The following is a 25,953-nucleotide window of genomic DNA, read 5'->3' on the forward strand; positions in this document are numbered from 1 at the left end:
GGGAAAAACCATTACAGATCCAAAATAAAATCAATTACCCAGTACAGTTATTGTGAATTCTGCACTGTACTGCTAATTTAAAATCAATCTGTACTGATATTTACCGGAGTAGGAGTATCTGTAATGAAACTCTACGAGCAGGTCGCGGCCGAGCTGAGTTCACGCATCGAACAGGGCTTTTACCGCTGTGGCGACCGGCTGCCCTCCATTCGCGCCCTGAGCCGTGAGCATGGCGTCAGCATTGCCACCGTGCAGGAAGCCTACCGGCTGCTGGAGGACCAGGGGCTGGCCCAGCCAAAACCCAAGTCCGGCTACTATGTGCGCCTGCGACCGGCAACGCCGCAACTGCCCGATATCAGCCGACCGGCACAGCGGCCGCTGGAAGTGTCCCACTGGGACCAGGTCCTGAGCCTGCTCTGCTCCGGCGAAACACCGGGCATAATGGCACTGGGGCGCGGCATGCCGGATATCACCGCCACGACGCTCAAGCCGTTGCAGCGCGCACTGTCAGAGGGCAGGCGCGGCGACGGCCTGCGCGGCTTCGCCTACGACAGCCTGCAGGGCTCGCCGGAACTGCGTCAGCAGGTTGCGCGCCTGACGATAGACGCCGGCTGCACCCTGCACCCCGACGACATCGTCATCACCACCGGCTGCCAGGAAGCGCTGTCCGCCAGCCTCCGCGCGGTCACTCAGCCCGGCGATGTGGTGGCGGTGGACTCGCCGAGCTTTTTCGGCTCCATGCAGGCGCTCAAGGCCTTTGGCCTCAAGGCCATGGAGATTCCCACGGACGCGGTGAATGGCATCAGCCTCGAAGCACTGGAACTGGCTTTGGAACAGTGGCCGATTCGGGCCATTCAGGTAACCCCGACCTGTAACAACCCGCTGGGCTACACCATGCCCGAAGCCCGCAAGCGCCAGCTGGTTACCCTGGCCCAGCGCTTTGATGTGGCCATCATCGAGGATGATATATACGGCGACCTGAGCTTCCAGTTTCCCCGCCCGCGCGCCATCAAGTCGTTCGACACCGATGGCCGGGTACTGCTGTGCAGCTCCTTCTCCAAGGCCTTGGCCCCCGGACTGCGCGTAGGGTGGGTGGCGCCGGGGCGTTACCGGGATCAGGTGCTGCACATGAAATATGTCGGCACCGCCGCCTGCGCCACCCTGCCCCAGCTGGCCGTGGCCGAATTCATCAGGCAGGGCGGCTATGAACGGCACCTGCGGCGCATGCGGGCACAGTACCTCGACGGGCGGGACCAGATGATCGCCGCGGTGGAACGCTACTTCCCTGCCAACACGCGCATCAGTTATCCCCAGGGCGGCTTTCTGCTCTGGGTTGAGCTACCGGGGGACATCGATACCCTGATACTGAACGAGCGACTGGACGCAAGCGGCATCCGTATCGGGCCGGGCGTACTGTTTTCTGCGTCGGGGAAGTACCGCAATTGCCTGCGGCTGAATTACTCGGACAAACCCTCCGCGACCCAGGATCACGCCCTGCAGCAGGTCGGGCTGGAAATCACGCGCATGCTAGCGGAAATCGAACGCGTCGCCTGATGCATTGCGCATCAGGCTCCCCGCTGTGTCGGCGCCGGCGCCTGCAGCAGATGCGTCAGCAGCGCCCGCAACTTACCCGGGCGTACGGGCTTTGGCAGTACCGGCAAGTCCTGCTCACGGAACAACCTGAGGGTATCGGCAGAACGATCCGCCGTGATCATGGCGGCCGGAAACTCCGATCCATAGAGCTGGCGCAACGCCTGTACGACCTCCAGCCCGGTGCGGCCCCAGTCCAGGTGGTAGTCGGCCAGCAACAGTTGCGGCCTCGCCTCGTGACCTTCCCCTGCGCAATCCCGGCAGAGCGCCAGGGCGGCATCGACGTCACGCGCCACACTGAGCTCGCAACCCCACTGCTCCAGCAGCGCACACATGCTCAGCAGCACGCTCTCGTCATTGTCGACCACCAGCACCCGGGTGCCCGCCAGCGTATCCGCGGGCACACCAGGCTGTACCGGTACCGCAACCGGCACAGACCCCGCCACCCGCGGCACCTCCACGGCGAACATCGATCCCCTGCCCTGGGTTGAACGGACCTCGATAGGATGCTCCAGCACCCGGGCGATACGATCCACGATCGCCAGCCCCAGCCCCACACCGCGTCTATCACCGGCATGGTGGTCCGGCAGCTGGTGAAATTCGCAGAAGATATCCTCCAGTTTGGAGTCGGCGATGCCGTCCCCGCTATCCCACACCTGGATACTGACCCGGTCGCCTCGATTGCGCACCCCCAGCACCACCTTGCCGCGGGGGGTATAACGCAGCGCATTGCTGAGAAAGTTGCGCAGAATGCGCGTCAATAGGCGACTGTCGCTGCGTATGGTCAAACTGCTGGACTGCAACCGCAGCTGCAGCCCTTCACTTGCCGCCACCGGCTGCAGCTCGGCGGCCAGCGGCTCAAGAATGGATTGCAGGGAAAACTCGGCCAGGTCGGGGCGCACCGCGTTCTGATCCAGCCTCGAGATATCCAGCAGGTCGGTCAGCAGATCCTCGGCCCCCTCCAGCGCCAGGTGTATCCGTTCGATCAGGTAACCGTCCTGCCCGGCCAGTTCGCGCTCGCGCAGGGTGGACACCAGCAGCCGCGCGGCGTTCATCGGCTGCAGCAGATCATGACTGGCCGCCGCCAGATATTTGTCCTTGCTCTGGTTGGCCGCCTGGGCCGCATCCCGCGCCAGGCGCAGCTGTTCATTCAGCTCAAGCAGCTCCTCGGTGCGTTCGGCGACGCGTTGCTCCAGTTCGGCATTGAGCTGCTGCAGGCGCTCGCGGGCACGCTTGCGCTCGGTGTAGTCCGCCACAAAGGCTTCGATAATCTCGCCGCCCTCACCCTGCTTGAGCAGAATATTCATGGCCACATCCACGGTGCCACCGTCACGGCAGCGCAGACGGGTTTCGTAACCAATCAGCCGCTGGCTCGCCAGCAGCATCTGGCGGATGGCGGCGAATTCGCCCGGATCGACAAACAGCTGGGTGGGCAGGTCCCGCACCCGGGCGATCACCTCGGCCGGTGAGGCATAGCCGCACAGCCGGGCGATGGCGGGGTTGGCCACCTGGATACCGCCCGCCATATCGGCGCGGAAAATACCGTGCAAGGCATTTTCAAACAGCCACTTGTAGCGATTGCGCTCCTGCTCGAGCTCGTGGACCTTGCGTTCGAGTTCCGGGTAATAGCTTTTTCGGGCCGACTGACTGCCAAGGCCAATCAGGTCCTCGAAAGTCGCCGCATTCTGCTCCCCGCTGGCTGCCAGGTCAGAGCGCTTCTTCATACAGAACCTCGACATCGCGCCGGGATGACTTGCGCGGATTGGTCAGTATGCAGGGATCCTTGATGGCATTTTTTGACAGCGAGGGTATGTCACTGACATTAACCCCGAAGACACCGAGCGACTCGCCAAGCCCGACTTCCTGCTTGAGCCCGATAATGCGCTGCATCAGCCGCTTGCGGATCTCGCTGCTGTTCATGCCGCGCACATCCACGCCCAGGGTATCGGCGATAACCTTGAACTTGTCCGGCGTTTCCCGATAGTTGAAGTCGATCACGTGCTCCAGCAGCATGGCATTGCAGAGCCCGTGGGGCAGGTCGAGGTAGCCTCCCAGACTGTGGGACATGGCATGCACGGCCCCCAGGATCGCATTGGAGAACGCCAGCCCCGCCTTCATGCTGCCAAGCATGACCTGCTCGCGCAGGTGCAGGTCGTCGGGATGACGAATCAAATCGGCCAGGTTGCCATTGATCAGGCGGATTGCATCCAGCGCATGCATGTCGGTCATGGGACCGGAGCCGGTTGAGACGAACGCCTCGATGGCGTGTACCAGCGCATCGACACCGGTACAGGCGGTCAGGAAGGGGTCCATCGTCATGGTGGTTTCGGGGTCGATAAGCGACACATCCGGCACCACCGACTTGCTGACAATGGAGATTTTCACGCGCTCGTATTCGTCATTGATGATGGCGAACTGGGACACATCCGCCGAAGTCCCGGAGGTGGTGGGAATCAGGATCAGCGGCGGAATCGGCACACTGAGGGTATCCACGCCCTCGAACTCCAGAATGTGCCGGCCATGACTGCTGACAATACCGATACCCTTGGCACAGTCCATCGGGCTGCCGCCACCCACCGCAACGATCAGGTTGCAGCCCTCGCTGTCGTACAGTGCGGCACCGCGCATGACCTCCTCGGAGCGCGGATTGGGCGATACCTCGGTGTAGAGGACGCATTCGATCAGGGCCTCACGCAGCGTCTGCTCGACATCCGCCACCCAGCCCGCCTGCTGCACGCCGGGATCGGATACCAGCAGCACCTTGCGCGCCCCGAAGGTTCTGGCGTAGTTGGCCACCGCCTTGCGGGCGCCGGCGCCAAAGAGAATTTCGGGGGCAACGAATTTGCGCAGATTGGAGAGTTCATGGCTCATGATCAGGTTCCATCGCCGGGGGCGGATCTTGTTTTCCCCGCATTATACCTGCCAGCCACGACAACCACGAACGGCGCTTAACGCACTTCTTGCTGCTGCTGACAATTCAGGCACAGGGGCGACTCGGGCCTTACACTCAGGCGGGCGAAGGGAATCTCGGCGTCACAACTGCGACAGTAGCCAAAGTCCTCGTCCCCTTCGGCAATGCGCCTCAGTGCCGCCTCCACCAGGCGCAGTCGCCGCTCGCTCAGCGTGACGTTAGCCTTGGCCATATTGCGCTGCTGCAGGGCGTCGCTGCGCTCGCTCGTATCGAACTGCTCACGATCACCACCGACCTGGGCCAGCATCTCGCGCAGGCCATCGATCTCTTCACTCAGGTCATGCTGCAGTTTGTGCAGGCGCTGAACAATCAGCTGCATCTGCTCGTCCTGTACGGTCTGTTCCATGGAGCGGCTCTCTCAAATCATCGGTTTAAAAAGGCCCCCGGCAGAGGGGGAATCTCAGGGTGTTTTCACGGGTAAAAAAAAGGCGGACCCGAAGGCCCGCCTGGATAATCCAGCAGTGGCTCAGGGGTCTGACCGCAGGGGCGTCAGCTCCGGGATGGCACCCGCCTCCCGACACCGCACAGGCATCAGGACAGTACGGGCCTTGCCTGGGCAGGGCCGGATACCGCGGGGAATCATGGATTGTCGAATAACAGACATGGTTAACCTGAGCTGCTTGCCAAATAAGTCACTAAAGCCGAGTGTCACCGATTTGACGGCAAATTGCCAGCATCCTGAAAGGGCTGGGGACACAAGCGCTCCGCTACCGATACCGGGCCCGATAAAAGGCTGATCAGGTGCCCTGAGCCCTGCAGAAAACCCAAAAAAAAAGCGGCCCGGGAAGGCCGCTTTCTAGTCCCGTTTAAAGCTTACTGGCTCAGTTCAAGCAGCAGCTTGTTCAGGCGTGTCACGTAGGCGGCCGGATCATCCAGCTGACCACCAGCGGCAAGGCCGGCCTGATCAAAGATCACCAGGGACAGCTCGCCAAAGCGGTCCTCGTCCACTTCCTGGTCCAGCTTTTGAATCAGCGGATGCGCAGGGTTGAGTTCGAACACCGGCTTCACTTCGGGCACCGGCTGGCCGGCGGCTTCCATGATGCGACGCATCTGCGCGCCCATGTCGTAGCTGCCCAGCACCACGCAGGCCGGGGAGTCGGTCAGGCGGTGCGTGATGCGCACATCGGATACGCGATCACCCAGCTGGGTCTTGAGGCGCTCAACCAGGCCAGACAGCTCCTTGGCGGTTTCTTCCTGGGCGGCCTTCTCTTCCTCGTTTTCAACCTCGCCCAGATCCAGCTCGCCCTTGCTGACGTCCTGGAAAGACTTGCCGTCAAAGTCGAACAGATGGCTCATCATCCACTCGTCAATGCGATCGGTCAGCAGCAGCACTTCGATGCCCTTCTTGCGGAAGATTTCCAGGTGCGGGCTGCTCTTGGCGGCATTGAAGGAATCGGCCACCACGTAGTAGATCTTGCTCTGGCCTTCCTGCATGCGGGCCACATAGTCTTCCAGACCGACGTTCTGCTCGCTGGTACCGGAATGGGTGGAGGCGAAGCGCAGCAGCTTGAGTACCTTTTCGCGGTTGGGCTGATCTTCCGCCGGGCCTTCCTTGAGGACCTGGCCGAACTCCTTCCAGAACGCCTGGTACTTGTCGGCGTCGTTCTTGGCCAGCTTGCCCAGCATGTCCAGCGCACGCTTGCTCAGGGCCGCACGCAGCTTATCGACATGCGGGTCCTTTTGCAGGATCTCGCGGGAAATGTTCAGCGACAGGTTGCTGGAGTCCACCACGCCCTTGATAAAGCGCAGGTACAGCGGCAGGAACTGGTCTGCCTGGTCCATGATGAACACACGCTGGATGTAAAGCTTCAGGCCGCGCGGCGCTTCGCGATTCCACAGGTCGTAGGGGGCTTTTTCCGGTACGTACAGCAGCGAGCTGTATTCCAGGTTGCCTTCAACCTTGCTGTGGGACCAGGTCAGCGGATCATTGAAATCATGGGATACATGCTTGTAGAACTCGGAATACTCCTCGTCCGTCAGTTCGCTCTTGCTGCGGGTCCAGAGGGCCGTGGCGCTGTTGACCGTCTCGTCCTGCGGCGCCTCCACCTGTGCAGGTTCCTGGCCCTCTTCCGGCTCCTCGGGCTCAACCGCATCCTTTTGCATCAGTACCGGCAGTGCGATGTGATCGGAATACTTGCGGACCAGTTCGCGCAGGCGCCAGCTGTTGGCAAACTCGCTTTCCTCTTCCTTCAGGTGCAGCACGATGGTGGTACCACGCGCTTCTTTTTCCAGCGTGGCGATGCTGAATTCGCCCTCGCCCCTGGACGACCAGTGCACGCCTTCGGCGCTCGAAAGGCCTGCACGACGGGTAAAGACATCCACCTTGTCGGCAACGATAAAGGCCGAGTAGAAGCCCACACCGAACTGGCCAATCAGCTGGCTGTCCTTTTTCTGGTCGCCGGTCAGCTGGGACAGGAAACCGGAGGTGCCGGACTTGGCGATGGTGCCCAGGTGATCGATAACATCCTGGCGGCTCATGCCGATGCCGTTGTCGTCGATGGTGATGGTCTTGGCGGCTTCATCGAAGCTGACGCGAATGCGCAGATCGCCGTCATTTTCGTACAGATCGGCGTTGGACAGCGCCTCAAAGCGCAGCTTTTCGGCCGCATCCGATGCGTTGGAAATCAGTTCCCGCAGGAAGATTTCCTTGTTCGAATACAGGGAGTGAATCATCAGATGAAGCAGCTGCTTCACTTCCGTCTGGAATCCGAGAGTTTCTTTCTGGGTTTCAGTGCTCATGAATATATAGGCCCTTGGTTCTGCAACAATTTCAGGTAACTCGCCTGTGTTCCAGAGATGGGGCCGGCAGAATCGATTTCAAGCCCTGAATGCAAAGCGGATTTTAACAGCACCTTCACACAGCACTGTTTCAGCGCTCGACTTCGATGCTCATCATCATGGTCTGGAGCGCCTTGGACACGAACTCTCGTCGATAAAGGACGATAACAACGACACCGGACATCAGCATGAACAGCCAGGGATTGATGAACCAGCCCAGCACCGCGATGGAAAAATAGTAGGTACGCAGACCGGTATTGAAATTGTTGGCCGCCAGCGAGGTCATGTCAGCGATACGGTCCGCGTGGGCATGCAGACGCTGCTCAGAGAGCGACTCGCTCGGCAAGGGGGCACCGCCGATCATCACCGAGGAAAAGCCGTATTGGCGCAGGCTCCAGGTAAACTTGAAGAACGAATAGACAAACAGCAGGATCAGCAGCAGCAACTTGAGCTCCCACTCGCCGGCCGTGAGGGGATAGGCATACGGAATGTCCCGCACAATGTTCATGGCCTCATCGGACACATTCAGCAGCGTCATGAGACCGGCCAGTATCAGGATGGTGGTCGAGGCAAAGAACGCCACCGTACGCTCCAGGTTGGCGATCGACGTGGTGTCGGGCACCCTGTTTTCACGCATCAGCATGTGCCGCATCCACTCCAGCCGGTACAGATGCATCACGCTCGCCAGGCAGGGTGTGGTCTTTGCCTTGGCCTGCGCATAGGTCATGTAACCGCGAAAGCACAGCAGGAACCAGCCCAGTGCCAGCAGGTTGATCCAGTGTTCCCCTAGAAACCCCGCCACATCCGTTGTCATCGATATCCACCCGGTCTCAGTAAGCACGCCATTGTAAATCAAGCCTAGATGCGCCTCTACCGGAGCCGATCAGCAAAGTGAGCGTTATAACTGGCGCATCAGGATGAACAGGTGAGGCAGATGGCACCCGCCCAGTCCGGCGGTTCACCGGCAAAACGCTCGAACTCGGGCTGTTCGGCATAGGGGTTGCGCAGCAGGGTCATGAGGTCATTGACCGGCTGAAAATCCCCCTGATGGGCCGCACGAATGGCTTCTTCGTTCATGTAATTGCGCAGCACGTATTTAGGGTTCACTGCCAGCATGCGGCCGCGACGCTGTGCACCATCGCCACCGTCACCATCCAGCCGCGCCTGGTACTGCAACAGCCAGTCCGTGACCCTGGAAGGTTGCGGCCACAGCCCAAGCACCGCTTCCAGCGCCCCGTCAGAGCCGTCCAGACAGCTCAGGGCACGGAAAAAACGGGTCATGTCGACGCGCTGCTCAGCCATCAGGGTCTTGAGAGATGACACCAGCTCGGCATCCCCGTCCTGTACCGATGAAAGCCCCAGGCGTTCGCGGTAACGGGCCAGCTCCGCCGCCTCGTAGAGGCCGCCAAAGCGCTCGAGCTGCGCCTCCAGGTCCGCCCGCTCCACCAGCGGCAACAGCGCCTGTCCAAGACAGGCCAGGTTCCACAGTACAACCCCCGGCTGCGCCTTGAAGGCATAGCGCTTCTGATGGTCATTCTGGTTGCTGACATAGTCGGGCTGGTAGGCATCCAGAAAACTGTAGGGGCCGTAATCGAAGGTTTCGCTCAGCAGCGACATGTTGTCGGTATTCAGGACACCATGCACAAAACCAAAGGCCTGCCAGCGTGCCACCAGCTGCGCGGTACTTTCAAGCACCTCGGCGAACATCGATCGATAGGGATTTTCGTCTGCCGCCAGGTGTGGGAAGTAACGCTCAATGCAGTAATCGGCGAGCTGTTTCAGCTCGTCGTGCAAACGGTGGTAGTAGAAGTATTCGAAGTGGCCAAAGCGGATGTGACAACGGCTGACACGCAGCAGCATGGCGCAGGGCTCCATGCCCTCGCGTCTCGTGTAGTCATCGCTGCCAATCAGGCACAGCGCCCGCGTCGTCGGGATACCGAGTCCCTGCATGGCCTCGCCCGCCAGATATTCACGCACGCTGGAGCGCAGTACCGCACGGCCATCCCCAAAGCGGGAAAAGGCCGTTTTGCCGGCACCCTTGAGGTGCAGGTCCCAGCGCTCACCCGCCTGGTTGAGCACTTCACCCAGCAACAGACCGCGGCCATCACCCAGGTCCGGGTTATAGACGCCAAACTGGTGGCCGGTGTATTTCATGGCCAGTGATTCCGAACCCGGCAATGGCTCGTGCCCACCGAAGTAAGTCGCCAGTGCCTCGGGCGTCACCTGGCAGGGATCAAGATCCAGCAGGGCCGCCACTTCGGTATTGAAACTGATCAGGTGGGCGCCCTTGAGCGGCTGCGGTTCGGTGATCTGGTAGAATCGCTCCGGCAATCGTGCAAAGCTGTTGTCGAAGTTGAGGTTTTCCAGGGATCGCAGCACGCTCATGGTGGGTCTCATTACAACGTTCAGGGTGGGGGCCAACTTGGCAGACGCCGGACTGCCGACGCAGCTGGGCTGCTGCGCCGCAGCAACCCCTATACCCTAGCATTTCCATCAACTATTATCAGCACCCGGATTCCGCATGCCCGCGCAAAACCAGCCTATGGATACCCTTGTATGAATATCGAGCTGCAGGACCTGTTCTGGCTCAGCCTGGTCAGCTTCGTCTGCCTTCACTGGTGGCAAGGACAGAAAGTTCGAGAAAGCGCCCTGCGGGCCACGCGCAAACGCTGTGAAGAACTGGATGTACAGCTGCTCGATGACAGCGTGGGGCTGCGAGCCATTTGGCTCAAGCGCGACCCGCGCGGCAGCCTGCGATTCTGGCGCAGCTACCAGTTTGAATTTACCGCAACCGGAGAAAACCGCTACCGCGGCCGCGTGGTAACTCTGGGCCAGCAGGTTCTGTCCATCGAACTGGACGCCCACCGGTTTTGATTCGGCCTGGCCTGGCACCGTACAATACGGCGTCCGGCAGGCGCATTTTGCACCTCGCGCACGCTTCCCCTATCCCAGTCAGACGGGTAATCCACCGCATGCAGATTTCCGAACCCGGCCGGCCGCAATACGGTGACGGCGACACTTCCTACCAGGCCGCCGGCGGCATTGATGGCATTCGCCGCCTGGTGGATGCCTTTTACGACCAGATGGAAACCCTGCCGCAGGCGGCGGATATCCGCGCCATGCACCGGCAGGATCTGGCCGAATCACGCGACAAGCTGAGCTGTTTTCTCAGTGGCTGGCTCGGCGGCCCCAAACTGTACCGCGAGAAATACGGCCCCATCAGCATTCCCGCCGCCCACGCCCAGCTGCGCATCGGTAGCCTGGGGCGCGATGCCTGGCTCCTGTGCATGGAAAAGGCGCTGGAGCAGCAACCCTGGGCCGATGACTTCAAGCGCTATCTGCTGCGCGCCCTGAGCGTACCGGCCGAACGCTGCCGCACCCGTGACTGAGCCCCTGCTCTCGCAGCAGGCACCCTGTCGTCGCAGTGGCGCAACAGCCCCGCAACTGGCCGGCTGGCTGCTGTTCGCGGCGGCACTCAGCTCGATTGCGGGCGCTCTGGGCGGACCTGTCGCGCCGCAGATTCCGGGTGCCCTGGCCTGGAGTGCCGGCCTGCTGCTGTTTTCCCGCCTGGGCGGGATACAGCGTATTCAGGTCATGCTGATGCTGGGCCTTGGCGGCAGCGGCTTGCTGCTGGCAGCGTACCAGGGCGAACTGACCACATATGGCGCACAGGCACTGGCCAACAGCCAGGTACTGATCGCCATGCTGGTCGGCGTTGGATTCTTGCGCCTGGTTGCCCTTCCCGCCACGGCGGGCAACCACAGCCTGCCCCGAGGTCGCGCGTCACTGTGCAAGACACTGCTGGGAACCCACCTGTTCGGTGCGGCGATCAACTTTTCAGCACTCACCATTATTGGTGACCGCCTGCACAGCGAGCGCCCGCTGACGCCGCTGCAAGCGCTGGTTCTGTCCCGCGGTTTTGGCCTTGCGGCACTCTGGTCGCCGTTTTTTGTCGCCATGGGTGTGGCGCTCACCCTGGCGCCGGGAGCCGGTCTGCTGCCGCTGAGTCTCTCGGGCCTCGCCGTGGCAGTACCGGCCCTGTTACTGGCTGGATACGGCCTGACAAGTCGCCGCGACAGCGCGGACTTTGCCGGCTATCCCGTGCAGCTCGACGCATTGCGCATACCCCTGTCACTGGTACTGCTGGTCATTGCCGGGCACCAGCTACTGCCCTGGCTGGGGATTTTAAGCCTGATTACGATCTGCAGCCTGACCCTGCCGCTGCTGCTGTTGCTTCACCGGAGTCACGGCGACGGTGTCCGGCGCTATCGCCAGCATATTGAGCAGGCTCTGCCCGGCATGCATGGCGAGCTGCTGCTATTCCTGGCTGCGGGCGTGTTGATGGCCGGTATTTCGGCACTGGTACACTTCAGTGGCATCAGGCTGTCACTGCAGCACTTTGGCGCGACTGAGGCCGCGGGCCTGGTAGGGTTTAGCGCACTGCTTGCCATAGTCGGCATACATCCGGTGATTAGCGTCAGCAGCCTGGCGGGCATGCTGATGCCCGTCGTTACCGACCCCAACCTGCTGGGCCTTGCCATCCTGATGAGCTGGTCGCTGGGGGTGATTGTGTCGCCCTGCTCCGGCACTCACCTGGCGATGCAGGGACGCTTTGGCATTAACTGCCTGCGCTTTTTTGGCTGGAACTGGCGTTTTGCGCTGGGACTTTACGGTCTGGATTGCCTGGTGCTATTTGGCTACGAAGCCCTGTTCAGTTAAGTGTGCTGTACAGGCCCCGAGGCAGTGTCTGGGGCGCACAGGGTTCCCGTGCACCCTGTCAGCGATCCCAGTCGATGGCCTCATGAATCAGCTTCAGCCGCGCCGCAGGACCGTCGCAGGCCAGCAGCTCCTGCTTGTCTTGCGCCGAGAACGGTAGCCAGTCGGCCAGACGGTAGCCCAGCGTCACCGCATCCTCGGTATCAGTGCCCGCCGCCTGGGCGGCAAAGGTCGGGTGCTTGAGCATCTGGCACAACAGCCGCTGCAGGCCGGCATACTCCGGCAACACCGGCTCGACAGGTTCAGGCGCCAGGACGTCACACTCACCCAGCAGCAGGTTGTCGGGCTGTGCCCGCACCGGCCCGATACGTACCCGCCGCAGCCCCTTCACCAGAATACCAAGACGCTCATTTTCTAGCTGGTCCCAGTCGACAATTTCGCCATACACCCCCAGATCGAAGAAGGGGGGCTGACCGTCCACAGACGCCTCACCGGGGCGGGTCTGGACAATGACAAAGCCCCGCTGATGCCGAAAGGACTCCGACACCATCGTGAGATAACGCGGCTCAAAGATCTGTAGCGGCAGGTGGCTGCCCGGAAACAGCACCACCGGCAGCGGAAACAGCGGCAGTAATTCCATTGATTCTCCAGACACCTCAGCAGCCAGACATGCCCAGGCGCCCCTTGGCACCTTTGCTGTTCAACCTTAGCGCAACGCATGCAGCGGCGACAGTCCGGCTGCGGCTTGGCAGAAAACGCCCTGCTACAGACGCAAAAAAGGCAGCCGAAGCTGCCTTTTTGAAACGCCTGAAACTCAGACGGTCATTACTTGCTTTCCCAGCCAGTCAGCTCGGACAGTGCCTTGCCGATGTCTGCCAGGGAACGCACGGTCTTGACACCAGCGTCTTCCAGGGCGGCGAATTTTTCGTCCGCAGTGCCCTTGCCACCGGAGATGATCGCGCCCGCATGACCCATGCGCTTGCCGGCCGGAGCCGTAACACCCGCGATGTAGGACACGACCGGCTTGGTCACGTTTGCCTTGATGTAGGCAGCCGCTTCTTCTTCAGCGGAACCGCCGATTTCACCGATCATGACGATCGCTTCGGTCTGCGGATCCTTCTCGAACATTTCCAGAATGTCGATGAAGTTGGAGCCCGGAATCGGGTCACCACCGATGCCGACACAGGTAGACTGGCCGAAGCCTGCATCTGTAGTCTGCTTGACCGCTTCGTAAGTCAGGGTGCCGGAACGGGATACGATACCGACCTTGCCTGGCAGGTGAATGTGACCGGGCATGATGCCGATCTTGCACTCGCCGGGAGTGATAACACCCGGGCAGTTCGGGCCGACCAGACGCACGCCCAGCTCGTCACACTTGACCTTGCACTGCAGCATGTCCATGACCGGGATGTGCTCGGTGATGCAGACGATCAGCTTGATACCGGCATTGGCGGCTTCCAGGATGGAGTCCTTGCAGAAGGCAGCCGGAACGTAGATTACGGAGGCGTCGGCGCCAGTGGCGTCAACGGCTTCCTGAACGGTGTTGAACACCGGCAGACCCAGGTGCTCGGTACCGCCCTTGCCCGGTGTAACACCACCGACCATCTTGGTGCCGTAGGCAATCGCCTGTTCGGAGTGGAAGGTACCCTGGCCACCGGTGAAACCCTGGCAGATGACCTTGGTGTCCTTGTTGATCAAAATCGACATTATTTACCCTCCGCTGCTTTAACCGCCTGCTGAGCACCGTCGGTCAGGCTGGTTGCTGCAATGATATCCAGTCCGGATTCAGCCAGACGCTGTGCACCGAGTTCCGCGTTGTTGCCTTCAAGGCGCACAACTACGGGCACGCTTACGCCCACTTCCTTAACCGCACCGATGATACCGTCGGCAATCAGGTCGCAACGTACGATACCGCCGAAGATGTTAACGAAGACCGCTTTAACATTGTCGTCGGACAGGATGATCTTGAAGGCTTCGGTCACACGTTCCTTGGTGGCACCGCCGCCAACGTCAAGGAAGTTGGCCGGCTGGCCGCCGTGCAGCTTGACGATGTCCATGGTACCCATGGCCAGGCCTGCGCCGTTGACCATGCAACCGATGTTTCCATCCAGTGCCACGTAGTTCAGATCCCACTCGGCCGCACGGGCTTCGCGCGCATCGTCCTGGGACGGATCGTGCATGGCCTGCAGGTCCTTGTGACGGTACAGTGCGTTGCCGTCCAGAACGATTTTGGCGTCCAGGCAGTGCAGGTTACCGGCATCGGTGATGACCAGCGGGTTGATTTCCAGCAGTGCCAGGTCCTTTTCTTCAAACATTTTCGCCAGACCCATGAAGATGCTGACGAACTGCTTGATCTGGTCGCCCGCAAGACCCAGCTTGAATGCCAGATCGCGACCCTGGTAGGGCTGCGCACCGGTCAGCGGATCGATGGTTGCCTTGAGAATCTTTTCCGGAGTCTCTTCTGCAACTTTCTCGATCTCGACACCACCTTCGGTGGAAGCCATGAACACGATACGACGTGAAGAACGGTCTACAACCGCACCCAGGTAGAGTTCCTGAGCGATGTCGGTGCAGGTTTCAACCAGAATCTTGGAGACCGGCTGACCGTTGGCATCTGTCTGGTAGGTCACCAGGTTTTTGCCCAGCCACTTTTCAGCAAAGGCACTGGCTTCTTCCGGAGAGGTGATCAGCTTGACGCCGCCGGCCTTGCCTCGGCCACCGGCATGCACCTGCGCCTTGACAACCCACTGGCTGCCGCCGATTTTTTTCGCAGCAGCCGCCGCGTCTTCCGGAGTATCTACCGCGAATCCTGTGGAAACCGGCAGACCATAGGTGGCAAACAGCTGTTTGCCCTGGTACTCGTGAAGGTTCATGCTCTTGTCCGTTGTCTGGTCAATTATGAATTCTGTATCTGCTCGAAGAGCATACAGAATTCCTGCTCACTCGTTTATACGACAAGCGTCTAATAGGAGTGGCCGGAGGGTATCCAGCCACTCATAAGCCCGTTTTACCGGCTTATCTCTTTTTGCGGTTCGCAATGTGGATCGCGTGGTTGTCCACCGCCAGCGCCGCTTCATGTACCGCTTCACTCACTGTCGGGTGCGCGAACATGGTCAGCTGCAGGTCTTCGGTGGTGGAGCAGAACTCCATCGCGATCACGCCCTGAGCGATCAGCTCGGAAGCGATACCGCCAACCATGTGCACGCCCAGCACGCGATCGGTCACTTCGTCAGAGATGATCTTGACGAAACCGTCGGTGTCGTTGGAGGCCATGGCACGGCCGGATGCCGCGAACGGGAACTTGCCGGTCTTGTACTTGACGCCGGCGGCTTTCAGTTCCTGCTCGGTCTTGCCGACCCAGGCGAGTTCCGGGTGGGTGTAAATGATGTTGGGCACCACGTCATAGTTGACCTGCGCCTTGTGGCCGGCAACGATGTCGGCAACCATGATGCCTTCTTCGGACGCCTTGTGCGCCAGCATCGGGCCGCGCACCGAGTCACCAATGGCGAAAACACCCGGCATGTCGGTACGGCACTGTTCGTCAACCTTGATGAAGCCACGCTCGTCGAGCTCAACACCGCTGTCACCGGCCAGCAGGTTCTGAGTCAGCGGGCGACGGCCCACAGCCACGATCAGCTTGTCGACGATCATTTCCTTGTCGCCTTCAGCGTCGGTGAATTTCACCTTCACTTCCTTGCCATCCAGGATCTCGGTACCGGTAACGCGGGCACCCAGCCGGATGTCCAGCTTCTGCTTCTTGAGCAGCTTGGCGGCTTCCTTGGCAACGTCCTGATCGGCCAGTGCCAGGAAGCTGTCCATGGCTTCCAGTACGGTAACTTCCGAACCCAGACGCGCCCATACCGAGCCCATTTCCAGGCCGATAACACCGGCACCGATAACGCCGAGGCGTTTCGGGGTTTCATCGATGTTCAAGGCGCCTTCGTTGTCCAGAATCAGGCCGTCAGTCAGGGGAGCCGGCGGAATGTTCACCGGCACGGAGCCGGACGCCAGGATCACGTTTTCAGCCGCATGCACGCTGACAGTGCCATCGTTCGCAGTGACTTCAACCTGCTTGCCGGCCAGTAGCTTGCCGGCACCGGCCAGCAGGGTCACGCCATTGGCCTTGAACAGGCCGGCGATGCCGCCGGTCAGGTTCTTGACGATGGTGTTCTTGCGGGCGACCATCTGCTTGACGTCCATCTGCACGTCGTTGACATTGATGCCGTGAACGGCCGCATTGTCCTTCACTTCGTGGTACTTGTGCGTCGATTCCAGCAGTGCCTTGGAGGGGATGCAACCCACGTTCAGACAGGTGCCGCCCAGTACGGGTGCGCCCTTGCCATCAATCCACTTCTCGACACAGGCAGTTTTCAGGCCCAGCTGAGCCGCGCGAATCGCCGCGACATAACCGCCAGGACCCGCACCAATCACAATAACGTCAAATTTATCAGACATATCTTCCTATCCTTAAAATGCTCTCGAAGTACCGTGAGTTGCCTTAAACGTCCAGCAGCATGCGAGCCGGGTCTTCCAGCAGATCCTTCAGCGTGACCAGGAACTGGACCGCTTCCTTGCCATCGATCATACGGTGATCGTATGACAGCGCGAGATACATCATCGGCAGGATCACAACCTGACCATTGACCGCCATCGGGCGCTCCTGGATCTTGTGCATGCCCAGGATCGCCGTCTGCGGCGGGTTAAGGATCGGGGTGGACATCAGAGAGCCGAACACGCCACCGTTGGTGATGGTGAAAGTGCCGCCCTGCATGTCGTTCAGACCCAGCTTGCCGTCACGGCCACGCTTGCCGAAATCAGCGATGGTGGACTCGACATCGGCCAGGCTCATGCTGTCGGTATCACGCAGTACCGGTACCATCAGCCCGCGGTCGGTGGATACGGCCACGCCGATATCCTGGTAACCGTGGTAGACCATGTCGTTGCCGTCGATGGAGGCATTGACGGCCGGGAAGCGTTTCAGCGCTTCGGTCGCCGCCTTGACGAAGAAGGACATGAAGCCCAGGCGGGTGCCGCCGTGTACTTTCTCGAACAGGTCCTTGTACTGCTTGCGCAGTTCCATCACCGGCTTCATGTTGACTTCGTTGTACGTCGTCAGCATGGCGGCGTTCTGCTGCGCTTCCACCAGGCGCTTGGCAATGGTGGCACGCAGGCGGGTCATCGGTACGCGCTTTTCAACGCGCTCGCCGGCGGCAACGCTGACCGTCGCAGCAGGTGCAGCCTTGGCAGCAGCCGGTGCGGCGGCAGCAGGCGCAGCAGGCGCAGGTGCCTGAGCACCGGACTTGATGAAGTTCTGCACATCTTCCTTGGTGATGCCGCCGCCCTTGCCGGTACCGGCAATCTGGCTGGCATCCAGCTTGTGCTCATCAATCAGCTTGCGTGCAGCCGGGCCTACCTTGTCGGCATCGCCCGTGGCAGCGGCTTCAGCCGCCGGTGCAGCATCGGCGCTGGTGCCGGCGGCGCCGGCTTCAAACTGTGCAATCACTTCATCGCTGAGGACGGTGTCGCCTTCACCCTTGAGGATCGCCTTGATCACACCGTCAGCCGGTGCAACCACTTCAAGTACAACCTTGTCGGTTTCGATATCGACAATCAGCTCATCGGCCGCACAGGCTTCGCCCGGCTGCTTGTGCCAGGTAGTAACTGTGCCGTCTGCGACGGATTCCGGAAAAGTCGGGGCTTTGATTTCGATGGACATGATGTTTCCTTTTGTGCTCCGCAAGGTCGTATCCCGCGATACGACCTGTCATTAACCGTTGAGTGCTTCGTTGACCAGCGCGTCTTGCTGCTCGATGTGCACCGAAATATGACCCACCGCAGGTGCTGCCGCATGCGGACGCCCAACACCGTGCAGGTGCAACGCCGGATTGTGACGCTGCAGCACGTTGCGCATATGGTGCTGACTGCAGTACCAGGCGCCCTGATTCATCGGCTCTTCCTGACACCAGACGACGGATTCCAGCTGGGTATAACCGGCAATAGCCTCGGCCAGTGCGGCTTCCGGGAACGGGTAGAGCTGCTCGATGCGCACGATGGCAACATCGTCCAGACCCTGTTCGGCGCGACGGTTGTACAGGTCGTAGTAGACCTTGCCACCGCAGAGCACCAGACGCTTCACCTTGGCGGCATCCTGCTGATCCACTTCGCCGATCACCGGCAGGAAGGTGCCTTCGGCCAGATCTTCCAGAGACGAGACCGCCTGCTTGTGGCGCAACAGGCTCTTGGGCGACATGACCACCAGCGGCTTGCGCAGCGGGCGTGCCACCTGACGACGCAACAGATGGTAAATCTGTGCCGGCGTGGTCGGGGTGCAGACCTGGATGTTGTGCTCGGCGCACAGCTGCAGGAAGCGCTCCAGACGGGCAGAGGAATGCTCTGGTCCCTGGCCTTCAAAGCCGTGGGGCAGCAGCATGGTCAGACCGCACAAACGGCCCCACTTCTGCTCGCCACTGGTGATGAACTGATCGATCACCACCTGGGCGCCGTTGGCAAAGTCACCAAACTGGGCTTCCCAGATCACCAGCGCATTGGGAATCGTCGTCGCATAACCGTATTCGAACGCCAGCACTGCCTCTTCCGACAGGTAGGAATCCAGAATGGTCATGTTCGGCTGATCTTCCGCCAGGTTTTTCAGCGGCACGTAGCAGCTGGCATCTTTCTGGTTGTGCAGCACCGCATGACGGTGGGAGAAGGTACCGCGACCCACATCCTGACCGGTCAGGCGAATGGGGTAGCCTTCGGCCAGCAGAGTGGCGTAGGCCATGGTTTCAGCGAAGCCCCAGTTGACCGCCATGGCACCCGCGGCCATGCGTTTGCGGTCTTCATAGATCTTCTGCACCTGGCGCTGCACGGCAAAGCCTTCCGGCGTTTCACAGACCTTGTTGGCCAGCTCCTGCAGCAGCTTCATGTCAACGCGGGTGTCGCACTCGAAGGACCATTCATGGTCCAGGTACGGACGCCAGTCGACGAACAGCTCGGTATTGGGTTCCAGCACCAGCGCCTTGGCAACATGATCGCCATTTTCCAGCGCACGACGGTACTCCTGCTCCATGGTCTTGCTTTCGTCGGCATCAATGACACCGGCCTCAAGCAGACGCTGGGCGTAGAGTTCGCGAGTGGTTTTCTGGGCCTTGATCTTGGCGTACATCAGCGGCTGGGTACCGGACGGCTCATCGGCTTCGTTGTGACCGCGGCGGCGATAGCACACCAGGTCAATGACGACGTCCTTCTTGAACTCGTTGCGGTAGTCCAGAGCAACCTGGGTTACAAAGCTGACCGCTTCGGGATCGTCGCCATTAACGTGGAAAATTGGCGCCTGGACCATTTTCGCCACATCGGTGCAGTACTCGGACGAACGCGCGTCCTCCTTGCGGGATGTGGTGAAACCGACCTGGTTGTTGATAACGATGTGAATGGTGCCGCCGGTCTTGTAGGCACGGGTCTGGGACATCTGGAATGTCTCCATGACCACACCCTGACCGGCAAACGCCGCGTCACCATGTATCGACACCGGCACAACGGTGCTGCCGATGGGGTCTCCACGCCGGTCCTGACGGGCCCGCACCGACCCCTCGACCACCGGAGACACGATCTCCAGGTGCGACGGGTTGAACGCCATGGCCAGGTGCACTTCACCGCCTGCCGTCATGACATTGGACGAGAAGCCCTGGTGGTACTTGACGTCACCGGAGGTGGTGATGATCTTCTTGCCTTCGAACTCGCCGAACAGCTCGGCGGGGTTCTTGCCAAAAATATTCACCAGCACGTTCAGACGACCGCGGTGCGCCATGCCGATCACGACTTCCCTGGCGCCATCGCGACCCGCGCGCTGCACCAGTTCGTCCATCAACGGAATCAGCGCCTCGCCGCCTTCCACGCCAAAGCGCTTGGCGCCGGCATAGCGGGCACCCAGATACTTTTCCAGACCCTCGGCCGCCGTCAGGCGCTCGAGAATATGCTTGCGCTCCTGCGGCTCCAGCGTCGGATGTGAGCGCACCGGCTCGATGCGCTGCTGCAGCCAGCGTTTTTCCTGGGTATCAACGATGTGCATGTACTCGGCACCGACGGTGGTGCAGTACGTGCGTTTCAAATCCTCAACAATCTGTTTCAGCGGCGCTTCTTCGGTGCCGAAGAAGAGTGAACCCAGCTGAAACACCGTGTCGTAATCCGCTTCGCTCAGCTCGTGAAAGCGCAGATCCAGATCGGGCACCGGCTCGCGCTTGTGCAAGTCAAGCGGGTCGATGGCCGCGGCCTGATGTCCACGTACCCGGTAAGCATTGATCATCCGCAGGACACGTACCTGCTTCTTTTCATGCTCGGACGAGACGCTGCTGACTTCAACCGGACGGGACTGTCCCTGGTTTTTGGAGAGGTAGAGGAAGTGTTCACGGATTGGAGTGTGAGGCACATCCTGAGAAATGTGCTCGCCGACCTTGGGTAGCCGGTCAAACTCTTCGCGCCATTCATGGGGAACGGCGTTCGGATCCATAAGGTAGGTTTCGTAAAGTTGTTCGACGTATGAAAGGTTGCCACCATACAGGTGGGCGTTCTTCCATAACAGCTCCATTACGCCATCTTGCATTCTTTGATCACCCTGGCTCAAGGAGTACACCAGCACGAAAGGTTGCACCATTTCCTTTCGTAACATCCGCTGAATGCCACCTTTTTGTTACCGTTTTGTGTCGCCTCACGCCTATCGAAAAAGCGCATAAACGCGGGGCAGTATTGTACGCCTTTTGTAACAGGCTTTACACATCAAAGCCGCGCGGCATTCGACAAAAAAACTTAATCAACCGATGCATATTTCTATGCATTAGCCGACCCACCTTTTCCCGACCGCTCGAACTCGCCGCCCGCGGCCCTTTTTTATACACACAAAAAAAAGCGGCACCACCGGTGCCGCTTTTTTTCGTCGGATCAGGTTGCCTGCTGTAGCAACATGTTCCGGATCTTGCCGATTGCCTTGGTGGGGTTAAGCCCCTTGGGACAAACGCTGACACAGTTCATGATGCCGTGGCAGCGGAAAACGCTGAACGGGTCATCAAGCTCCGCCAGACGCTCCCGGGTCGCCGTATCACGGCTGTCCGCCAGGAAGCGGTAGGCCTGCAGCAGACCGGAAGGTCCGACAAACTTGTCCGGATTCCACCAGAAGGACGGACAGGCGGTGGAGCAGCATGCACAGAGAATACACTCGTACAGACCATCCAGCTCGGCACGCTCCTCCGGCGACTGCAGACGCTCGATCGCCGGCGCCGGCGTATCGTTGATCAGGAACGGCTTGATCTTTTCGTACTGCTTGTAGAACTGCCCCATGTCGACCACCAGGTCACGAATGACCGGCAGACCCGGCAACGGACGCAGAACCAGCTTGTCCTTGTCCACGACCGCCGACAGCGGCGTGATGCAAGCCAGACCGTTCTTACCGTTCATGTTCATGCCATCGGAACCGCACACGCCTTCACGGCAGGAGCGACGATAGGCCATGGACGGGTCCTTGTCCTTCAGAAGCTGCAGCAGATCCAGCACCATGATGTCCTTGCCACCGGGGATATCGATATGGATATCCTGCATGTAAGGCGCATCGTCGGTCTCAGGATTGTAGCGATATACACTTACCAGCATCGTAACAGCCCCTTAGTAAGTTCTGATTTTCGGCGGGAAGGCATCAACAGTCTTGGGCGCAAAGTTCACCGCACGCTTGGTGATGCGCTTGTCTGCCGGATGGAACAGGGAGTGGCACAACCAGTTCTCATCATCACGCTCGGTAAAGTCGTTGCGCGCATGAGCACCGCGGGACTCCTTGCGAACCTCGGCAGCAATGGCTGTCGCTTCGGCCACTTCCATCAGGTTTTCAAGCTCGAGGGCTTCGATACGCGCGGTATTGAAGGCACCGGACTTGTCTTCCAGATTGAGGTTGGCAACACGCTCGCGCAGCCCCTTGAGCAGCTCCAGCCCCTTCTGCATGCTTTCGCCATCGCGGAACACGCCGAAGTACAGCTGCATGGTGCTCTGCAGGTCCTTGCGAACCTCAGCCACACTTTCGCCGCCGGTACTGTTATTCAGACGATTCAGTCGCGACATGGCCGCTTCGATATCGGCATCAGTCGCATCCAGGCACTCGTAGCCTTCCTGCAGCTGCTTCTCGATCTGGATGCCAGCCGCGCGACCGAACACCACCAGATCCAGCAGCGAGTTGCCGCCCAGACGGTTGGCACCGTGCACCGATACGCAGGCCACTTCCCCGCAGGCGAACAGGCCGTCGATGATGGTGTCGTTGCCGTCAGCATCAATGCCAATCGCCTGACCGCCAATGTTGGTGGCAACGCCACCCATCATGTAGTGACAGGTCGGCACAACCGGAATCGGCTCTTTCACCGGATCCACGGCCGCAAAGGTCTTGGCCAGTTCACAGATACCCGGCAGGCGGGAGTGCAGCACTTCCTCGCCAAGGTGATCCAGCTTCAGGAAGACGTGATCGCCGTCCGGGCCACAGCCACGGCCGTCGAGCAGCTCCAGAATCATGGAACGTGCAACCACGTCACGACCCGCAAGGTCCTTGGCGTTGGGCGCATAGCGCTCCATGAAACGTTCGCCGTCCTTGTTGACCAGGTAGCCGCCTTCACCACGGCAACCTTCGGTAACCAGCACACCGGCGCCGGCGATGCCGGTCGGGTGGAACTGCCACATTTCCATGTCCTGCGCCGGCACGCCTGCGCGCAGCGCCATGCCCATGCCGTCACCGGTATTGATCAGGGCATTGGTCGTGGACGCATAGATGCGACCCGCACCGCCTGTCGCCAGCACGGTGGCCTTGGCCTTGATATAAACGGTTTCACCGGTTTCGATGCAGATGGCGATACAACCAACGACTGCACCCTCGGCATTTTTCACCAGATCAACGGCATACCATTCATTCAGGAAGACGGTGCCGGCTTTCAGGTTGGCCTGGTACAGGGTGTGCAGCAGCGCATGACCGGTACGGTCAGCTGCGGCACAGGTACGGGCAGCCTGACCGCCTTCACCAAAGTTCTTCGACTGACCACCAAAAGGGCGCTGGTAAATACGACCAATCTCAGTACGGGAGAACGGCAGACCCATGTGGTCCAGCTCGAACACCGCCTGGGGACCGACAGAACACATGTACTCGATCGCGTCCTGGTCGCCGATGTAGTCGGAGCCCTTGACGGTGTCATACATGTGCCAGCGCCAGTCGTCATTCGGATCCGCACTGGCAATGGCACAGGTAATGCCACCCTGGGCGGAGACCGTGTGCGAACGGGTCGGAAACACCTTGGTGACACAGGCCGTATTCAAACCGGACTGAGCCAGCTGCAGTGCTGCACGCATGCCCGCACCACCGCCACCGACTACAATTGCGTCGAAAGTTAGCGTACGCAGCTTAGTCATTGCTTAGATACCCCACAGAATCTGAATGCCCCACACGACATAAATAAAGGTCAGCAGACCACAGACAGACTGGAACAGAAAACGCGCGCCAGTCGGCTTGATGTAGTCGGTCGACACAGACCAGAGCCCGATCCAGGCATGTGCTGCCATGGACAACAGGGCCAGCAGGGTGAAGATACGCATTGCAGTGCCGTCAAACAGTGCATTCCACTGTTCATACGTCAGTTCGTCACCGAACGCGAGATAGCAGATCATGAACGCGGCGTAGGCGACCAGAACGACAGCGGTTACCCGCTGTACCATCCAGTCGTACAGACCACTGCGGCCAAAACTCGTGATACTGGTTACCATACCCAAACTCCCACCAAAAGGACCGACACAGCACCGGCAATCAAAGTTGCCTTCGCTGCCATCTGACCGCTTTCCAGTTCTTCAAAATAGCCAGCGTCCATCACCAGATGTTTAACGCCCGCCAGGCAGTGGTATACCAGCGCTGACAGCAATCCCCACGCTATCAGTTTTGCAAAGAAGCTGTCTTCAAACATGACAACCGCTTCGTTAAATCCAGCCTCGGATTCCAGTGACAATCCCAATGCATACAGCATAAAGATGGCGCCAAAGAACAACGCGACACCCGTAATGCGATGCAAAATTGAAGAGATCGCCGGAAGGGGCTGTTTAATAGTTCGCAGATCTAGGTTTACAGGTCTTTTTTTGGTCACGGCTCTAGTTCACACTTGGCTGTTCTATTGCAGAACAGGGTTGCTAGGAAGTGCTCAGAGAGTAAATACCCCTGTCATCGAAGCTGCGAAAACCACCGTTGGCGCCGCAACTTCGGTGCGAGAGTATAAGCATTCCCCCTACACTTTACAATGAAACTGCACCCCCTCCACTTGCCGCCACCCCCCGCAAACACGCAAGAGCGCTGCATCTACAACTAATGGCCTATGGCTGCAAGCCCCTCCCCGCACGGCATTATCCGATTTTTGCTGCACTGCGAAGATAAGACCGCCCCCGCTAATTGACAATCCCGTTTCAATCTCTATATTGGGTGGGTCCAAATCGGACCTAGACATGAAGATGTGGCATGTCACGAACGTGCCACGGTAAAACTTACGACAAGATAGGAGCCGCAAATGGCTGACAAGAAAGCACGGTTGACAGTCGACGGTCTAGATGAAGCTATCGAATTGCCTGTTTACTCCGGCACAGAAGGCCCTGACGTAATCGACGTCCGCCCGCTCACCGGCAAAGGTCTGTTCACCTACGACCCCGGTTTCGTCTCCACAGCTGCCTGCGAATCCAAAATCACCTACATCGACGGCGACCAGGGCATCCTGCTGCATGGTGGCTACCCCATCGAACAGCTGGCAGACAAGTCCGACTACCTGGAAGTGTGCTACCTGCTGCTCAATGGCGAGCTGCCCACCGCCGAACAGAAAAAAGAATTTGTGCACATCATCAAGAACCACACCATGGTTCACGAGCAGATGAGCCACTTCTTCAACGGTTTTCGCCGTGACGCCCACCCGATGGCCATCATGGTTGCCTGCGTAGGCGCCCTGTCCGCGTTCTACCACGACTCCCTGGACATCAACGACGCGCACCACCGCGAAGTTTGCGCCTTCCGCCTGATCGCGAAGATGCCGACCCTGGCGGCCATGTCGTACAAGTACTCCATCGGCCAGCCGTTCATGTACCCGCGCAACGACCTGGGCTATGCCGAAAACTTCCTGCACATGATGTTTGGCACCCCCTGCGAGGAATACAAACCCAACCCGGTATTGGCCAAGGCCATGGACCGGATCTTCGTATTGCACGCCGACCATGAACAGAACGCGTCAACTTCCACAGTCCGCCTGGCAGGCTCCTCCGGCGCCAACCCGTTTGCCTGCATCTCCTCCGGCATCGCGGCCCTATGGGGACCGGCTCACGGCGGTGCCAACGAAGCCGTTCTGACCATGCTGGAAGAAATTGGCGACGAATCCAACATCGCGGAATTTGTGGAACGCGCCAAGGATCCGGAAGACCCCTTCCGCCTGATGGGCTTTGGCCACCGCGTCTACCGCAACTTTGACCCGCGCGCCAAGGTCATGAAAGCGACCTGCGACCAGGTACTGAAGGAACTGGGTATCGAGAACGAGCCGCTGCTGAAGATCGCCAAGCGCCTGGAACAGATCGCCCTGGAAGACCCGTATTTTGTCGAACGCAAGCTGTACCCCAATGTCGACTTCTACTCCGGCATCATCCTCAAGGCCATTGGCATTCCGACCAGCATGTTTACAGTGATTTTCGCACTGGCACGCACCATCGGCTGGATCTCCCACTGGAGCGAGTTCCACAGCAGCCCGAACCGCATCGGCCGTCCGCGCCAGCTGTACACCGGCTCGAAGAAACGCGACTACCCGGCCTGATAACACAGGCCAGTACCAGAGCCGCGCCCGTCGCGGCCCTGCTCCGAGCGCCAGGGACGG

Annotated in this window: 21 protein-coding genes; 5 read left to right on the top strand and 16 right to left on the bottom strand. The window is 59.9% G+C overall.

Features of this window, described 5'->3' with window-relative positions; translation table 11 throughout:
• Positions 1-123 precede the first annotated feature (123 nt).
• Positions 124-1,554, top strand: coding sequence for an aminotransferase-like domain-containing protein (locus KDW95_RS08940; protein WP_255855931.1), 1,431 nt, complete (start codon positions 124-126; stop codon positions 1,552-1,554).
• Between the two features lie 11 nt (positions 1,555-1,565).
• On the opposite strand, the gene KDW95_RS08945 is transcribed toward KDW95_RS08940, so the two are convergent.
• The 6 genes from KDW95_RS08945 to KDW95_RS08970 form a co-directional block, all read right to left on the bottom strand.
• Positions 1,566-3,314, bottom strand: a complete 1,749-nt coding sequence (locus KDW95_RS08945) for a hybrid sensor histidine kinase/response regulator (protein ID WP_255855932.1) — start codon at positions 3,312-3,314, stop codon at positions 1,566-1,568.
• Positions 3,298-4,461 carry an alcohol dehydrogenase-like regulatory protein ErcA gene (gene ercA / locus KDW95_RS08950; protein WP_255855933.1) on the bottom strand — a complete coding sequence of 388 codons (1,164 nt, stop codon included), beginning with the start codon at positions 4,459-4,461 and terminating at the stop codon, positions 3,298-3,300. The genes KDW95_RS08945 and ercA overlap by 17 nt, the downstream gene beginning before the upstream one ends.
• A gap of 77 nt (positions 4,462-4,538) precedes the next feature.
• The gene (locus KDW95_RS08955; RefSeq protein WP_255855934.1) at positions 4,539-4,907 is read right to left on the bottom strand and encodes a TraR/DksA family transcriptional regulator; all 369 of its coding nucleotides are present in this window, start codon (positions 4,905-4,907) and stop codon (positions 4,539-4,541) included.
• A 467-nt stretch (positions 4,908-5,374) separates the two neighbouring features.
• On the bottom strand, positions 5,375-7,300 hold the full coding sequence (gene htpG / locus KDW95_RS08960) for a molecular chaperone HtpG (RefSeq protein WP_255855935.1): 1,926 nt from the start codon (positions 7,298-7,300) through the stop codon (positions 5,375-5,377).
• A gap of 130 nt (positions 7,301-7,430) precedes the next feature.
• Positions 7,431-8,153, bottom strand: a complete 723-nt coding sequence (locus tag KDW95_RS08965) for a DUF599 domain-containing protein (RefSeq protein ID WP_255855936.1) — start codon at positions 8,151-8,153, stop codon at positions 7,431-7,433.
• 98 nt (positions 8,154-8,251) lie between these two features.
• Positions 8,252-9,724 carry a protein adenylyltransferase SelO gene (locus KDW95_RS08970; protein ID WP_255855937.1) on the bottom strand — a complete coding sequence of 491 codons (1,473 nt, stop codon included), beginning with the start codon at positions 9,722-9,724 and terminating at the stop codon, positions 8,252-8,254.
• A gap of 171 nt (positions 9,725-9,895) precedes the next feature.
• Here KDW95_RS08970 and KDW95_RS08975 point away from each other — a divergent pair, with 171 nt between their 5' ends.
• The 3 genes from KDW95_RS08975 to KDW95_RS08985 all read left to right on the top strand — a co-directional run bounded on the left by KDW95_RS08975 (position 9,896) and on the right by KDW95_RS08985 (position 12,058).
• Positions 9,896-10,213: a DUF3301 domain-containing protein gene (locus KDW95_RS08975; RefSeq protein ID WP_255855938.1), complete on the top strand. Its 318-nt coding sequence runs from the start codon at positions 9,896-9,898 to the stop codon at positions 10,211-10,213.
• Between the two features lie 98 nt (positions 10,214-10,311).
• Positions 10,312-10,728 carry a group II truncated hemoglobin gene (locus KDW95_RS08980; RefSeq protein ID WP_255855939.1) on the top strand — a complete coding sequence of 139 codons (417 nt, stop codon included), beginning with the start codon at positions 10,312-10,314 and terminating at the stop codon, positions 10,726-10,728.
• Positions 10,721-12,058, top strand: a complete 1,338-nt coding sequence (locus tag KDW95_RS08985; protein WP_255855940.1) for a hypothetical protein — start codon at positions 10,721-10,723, stop codon at positions 12,056-12,058. The genes KDW95_RS08980 and KDW95_RS08985 overlap by 8 nt, the downstream gene beginning before the upstream one ends.
• A 58-nt stretch (positions 12,059-12,116) precedes the next feature.
• On the opposite strand, the gene KDW95_RS08990 is transcribed toward KDW95_RS08985, so the two are convergent.
• The 10 genes from KDW95_RS08990 to sdhC form a co-directional block, all read right to left on the bottom strand.
• On the bottom strand, positions 12,117-12,695 hold the full coding sequence (locus KDW95_RS08990; protein WP_255855941.1) for an LON peptidase substrate-binding domain-containing protein: 579 nt from the start codon (positions 12,693-12,695) through the stop codon (positions 12,117-12,119).
• Positions 12,696-12,880: 185 nt separating this feature from the next.
• Positions 12,881-13,762 (bottom strand): succinate--CoA ligase subunit alpha, encoded by an 882-nt coding sequence (gene sucD, locus KDW95_RS08995; protein ID WP_255855942.1) that lies wholly within the window; start codon positions 13,760-13,762, stop codon positions 12,881-12,883.
• A complete protein-coding gene (gene sucC / locus KDW95_RS09000) occupies positions 13,762-14,928 on the bottom strand; it encodes an ADP-forming succinate--CoA ligase subunit beta (RefSeq protein WP_255855943.1) in 1,167 nt (388 codons plus the stop codon). Before sucC ends, sucD begins: the two co-directional genes overlap by 1 nt.
• Before the next feature lie 142 nt (positions 14,929-15,070).
• Positions 15,071-16,510, bottom strand: coding sequence for a dihydrolipoyl dehydrogenase (lpdA, locus tag KDW95_RS09005; RefSeq protein ID WP_255855944.1), 1,440 nt, complete (start codon positions 16,508-16,510; stop codon positions 15,071-15,073).
• A 43-nt stretch (positions 16,511-16,553) separates the two neighbouring features.
• Positions 16,554-17,771: a 2-oxoglutarate dehydrogenase complex dihydrolipoyllysine-residue succinyltransferase gene (odhB, locus tag KDW95_RS09010; protein WP_255855945.1), complete on the bottom strand. Its 1,218-nt coding sequence runs from the start codon at positions 17,769-17,771 to the stop codon at positions 16,554-16,556.
• Positions 17,772-17,822: 51 nt separating this feature from the next.
• The gene (locus tag KDW95_RS09015; RefSeq protein WP_255855946.1) at positions 17,823-20,654 is read right to left on the bottom strand and encodes a 2-oxoglutarate dehydrogenase E1 component; all 2,832 of its coding nucleotides are present in this window, start codon (positions 20,652-20,654) and stop codon (positions 17,823-17,825) included.
• A 335-nt stretch (positions 20,655-20,989) separates the two neighbouring features.
• Complete coding sequence (locus tag KDW95_RS09020) at positions 20,990-21,694, bottom strand: succinate dehydrogenase iron-sulfur subunit (protein WP_255855947.1); 705 nt, start codon at positions 21,692-21,694, stop codon at positions 20,990-20,992.
• A gap of 12 nt (positions 21,695-21,706) precedes the next feature.
• Positions 21,707-23,479, bottom strand: coding sequence for a succinate dehydrogenase flavoprotein subunit (sdhA, locus tag KDW95_RS09025; RefSeq protein ID WP_255855948.1), 1,773 nt, complete (start codon positions 23,477-23,479; stop codon positions 21,707-21,709).
• Positions 23,480-23,482: 3 nt separating this feature from the next.
• Complete coding sequence (sdhD, locus tag KDW95_RS09030; protein WP_255855949.1) at positions 23,483-23,830, bottom strand: succinate dehydrogenase, hydrophobic membrane anchor protein; 348 nt, start codon at positions 23,828-23,830, stop codon at positions 23,483-23,485.
• Complete coding sequence (gene sdhC / locus KDW95_RS09035; RefSeq protein ID WP_255855950.1) at positions 23,824-24,201, bottom strand: succinate dehydrogenase, cytochrome b556 subunit; 378 nt, start codon at positions 24,199-24,201, stop codon at positions 23,824-23,826. The genes sdhD and sdhC overlap by 7 nt, the downstream gene beginning before the upstream one ends.
• Before the next feature lie 414 nt (positions 24,202-24,615).
• Here sdhC and gltA point away from each other — a divergent pair, with 414 nt between their 5' ends.
• The gene (gene gltA, locus KDW95_RS09040; protein ID WP_255855951.1) at positions 24,616-25,893 is read left to right on the top strand and encodes a citrate synthase; all 1,278 of its coding nucleotides are present in this window, start codon (positions 24,616-24,618) and stop codon (positions 25,891-25,893) included.
• Positions 25,894-25,953 lie beyond the last annotated feature (60 nt).

Origin of the sequence: Marinobacterium rhizophilum (assembly GCF_024397915.1) — a bacterium.
Taxonomy (GTDB): Bacteria; Pseudomonadota; Gammaproteobacteria; order Pseudomonadales; family Balneatricaceae; genus Marinobacterium_A; species Marinobacterium_A rhizophilum_A.